We start from the raw sequence: 2,529 nt of genomic DNA on the forward strand, positions 1-2,529 counted from the left end.
CGGCCACCAGGGGGGCGCCGGCGCGCTGGGCGATGTGCCGGGCGGCGACCTTGTCACCCAGGTCGCGGATGGCCTGCGGCGGCGGGCCGATCCAGATCAGGCCCGCGTCGAGCACGGCCTGCGCGAAGTCGGCGTTCTCCGAAAGGAAGCCGTAGCCGGGGTGGACGGCGTCCGCGCCGGCTTCTCGGGCGGCGTTGAGGACCTTGCCGATGTCGAGATAGCTGGTGGCCGGAGTGTCACCGCCCAGGGCGAACGCCTCATCCGCGGCGCGGACGTGCAGAGCGTCCCGGTCGGGGTCTGCGTAGACGGCCACGCTCGCGATCCCGGCGTCCCGGCAGGCCCGGGCCACGCGGACAGCGATTTCGCCACGGTTGGCGATGAGCACCTTGCGCACGATTGAGGCTCCCTCCTTGAAACAAGCCGAGTTTAGGGACTGCCGACACGGCACTTCGACCCGTCCCCAGTGGTGAGCTTGCCCACACGGAGCGTGATACGAGGCTCGCTCGACCCGCAAAAGTCCTTGTCGCACCTCGGTACGCAGGACTCCTTCGGAAAACCCTAGCCCTGTCATGTGGCCAAGGTCTCTGTAAGAGCGTGCTGCGGCCCACTCTGATTCTTTGTCGAGTCCCTACGAATGGCCCAATGATTCTTTGCTGCCGCCCGAACCCTTGTCCCAGGGTTTACCCGTTAGTAGCGTTCGCGCTGTCTCGAACGTACCTGAGGTAACAGGCTGCTGGCGTGAGAGTGGGTGGGACCGGTGGTGCGCAGACCGGTGGCAGGCATCGTGGCGGTCGTCCTCCTGGTGGAGGCCGTCTTCATAGCCGCGCTGAACTGGTTCCTGGGAGTGGTCGTCGACCGGCAGGACATGTCGCTGGCCGGCCTCGACCCGGACGTGATGTCGACGTCCTCGAAGGTCGGCGGCATCGTCTTCGGCGCCTACTTCGCGCTGTGCGCGCTGGTGGCCGCGCTCGTCGCGATCCGCGATCGTGCCCCGGCCGGCTTCGGGCGTGTCCTGCTGATCAGCGCGGCCGTGGTGCACGGCCTGCTCGGCGCGTTCGCCTGGGGCCTGGTCGGCTGGACGGCGTTCCTGTTCATGGTGGTCGTGCTCGGGCTGATCGTGCTGCTCCTGATGACGTACGACCGTGCCGCCGGCCCGGAGAGCGCGGGCGGCGGCGCGCCGGGGCAGGGGGGCGGTCCGGCCGCGCGGAAGGAGCCGGCCGCGGCCCCCGCCGGCGCGCCGGCGAGCCGTACGGACGAGCCGCAGGACGGGGAGGACGGGCCGCAGGACTCCGTCCCCGCCCAGGTCACCGCTCCGGTGACCACAACTCCGTGATGCCGACACCCAGTTCGGCGAGGAGCTTGCGGACCAGGGGCAGGCTGATGCCGATCACGTTGCCGTGGTCGCCGTCGATGCCCTCGATGAACGGCGCCGAACGGCCGTCCAGGGTGAAGGCGCCGGCGACGTGGAGGGGCTCGCCGGAGGCCACGTAGGCGGCGATCTCGGCGTCGCTCGGTTCGCCGAACCGGACAACGGTGGAGGCGGTCGCCGACACGTACCGCTTGGTCTCCGTGTCCCACACACAGTGACCCGTCTGGAGTACTCCGGCCCGTCCGCGCATGCTCTTCCAGCGGGCGGTGGCCTCCTCGGGGTCGGCCGGCTTGCCGAGCGCCTGCCCGTCCAGCTCCAGCACCGAGTCGCAGCCGATCACCAGGGCGCCCTGCACCTCCGGCTTCGCCGCCACGACGGACGCCTTCGCCTCGGCCAGGGCGAGCGCCAGTTCGGCCGGGGTGGGCGCGGTGACGGCGTCCTCGTCGACGCCGCTCACGATGACCTCGGGGGCGAGGCCGGCCTGGCGGAGCAGGCCGAGCCGGGCGGGGGACTGGGAGGCGAGCACGAGTCGCCTGCGGCGCTTAGCGGTCATGCGGCCAGGTTAGTCAGGGTCTGCCGTCCGGCTCACCTCAGACCGATGACGATCATGATCAGAACCATGGCCAGGGCCATGAGGAGGCCGAGCCGCCGGAGCATGTCCTGCGCGTCACGCAGTTCCTTCGGCGGCTCGTCTTCCGGGTCTGACCACAGCATTCCACCAGCGTCGCGCGTCGCCCGGGCAGGGCGCCTGAGTAGACCTACTCAGATCGGGCGCCCCGTGTCGTCCTACGGCGTGGGCCGCACGGTGCCGCGGCCCACGCCCCCGAGGGTCAGGCCGGCCAGTAGGTGCGGGTCCAGGACGCCGGGCCCGGCTTGGGCAGGCGGGCCGCCGCGAGCCGCGACGGGTCGGACCACGCGTCCCTCGGGCCCTCCGCGCCGGACGGCGCCGCCGCTGCCGCCGCGGCGCGGGCGCGGACCACCGCCAGTGCGGCGGCCAGCTCCTCCGGGGTGGGGTTGCCTCGTACGACCTTGATGTTCATGACCGCTCCCTGGGTCCGCGGGCCTAGAGGGGGATGTTGCCGTGCTTCTTGGGGGGCAGGGTCTCTCGCTTGGTGCGCAGCTGGCGCAGGCCGCGGACGAGGTGGGCGCGGGTGTCGGAC

General features: G+C 71.5%; 5 protein-coding genes. 1 reads left to right on the plus strand and 4 read right to left on the minus strand.

Translation table 11 applies throughout. The features are described 5' to 3' along the window. Nucleotides 1-394, minus strand: a 394-nt coding sequence (locus tag ACZ7KF_RS41475) for a biotin carboxylase N-terminal domain-containing protein (protein WP_471087887.1), incomplete at its 3' end; no start/stop codon positions are given. Between the two features lie 378 nt (nt 395-772). Between ACZ7KF_RS41475 and ACZ7KF_RS41480 the strand changes: the two genes are divergently transcribed. Next, nucleotides 773-1,333: a hypothetical protein gene (locus ACZ7KF_RS41480; protein ID WP_471087890.1), complete on the plus strand. Its 561-nt coding sequence runs from the start codon at nt 773-775 to the stop codon at nt 1,331-1,333. On the opposite strand, the gene ACZ7KF_RS41485 is transcribed toward ACZ7KF_RS41480, so the two are convergent. From ACZ7KF_RS41485 to ACZ7KF_RS41495, 3 genes are all read right to left on the minus strand, one after another. Continuing rightward, entirely contained in the window at nt 1,305-1,922 is a 618-nt protein-coding gene (locus tag ACZ7KF_RS41485; RefSeq protein ID WP_471087893.1) for a Maf family protein, read from the minus strand. The genes ACZ7KF_RS41480 and ACZ7KF_RS41485 overlap by 29 nt on opposite strands. A gap of 32 nt (nt 1,923-1,954) precedes the next feature. After that, nucleotides 1,955-2,083: a morphogenic membrane protein MmpB gene (mmpB, locus tag ACZ7KF_RS41490; protein WP_263981877.1), complete on the minus strand. Its 129-nt coding sequence runs from the start codon at nt 2,081-2,083 to the stop codon at nt 1,955-1,957. Nucleotides 2,084-2,199: 116 nt separating this feature from the next. Further along, entirely contained in the window at nt 2,200-2,409 is a 210-nt protein-coding gene (locus tag ACZ7KF_RS41495) for an acyl-CoA carboxylase epsilon subunit (RefSeq protein WP_471087896.1), read from the minus strand. Nucleotides 2,410-2,529 lie beyond the last annotated feature (120 nt).

Source organism: Streptomyces sp. NPDC038200 (assembly GCF_055600785.1).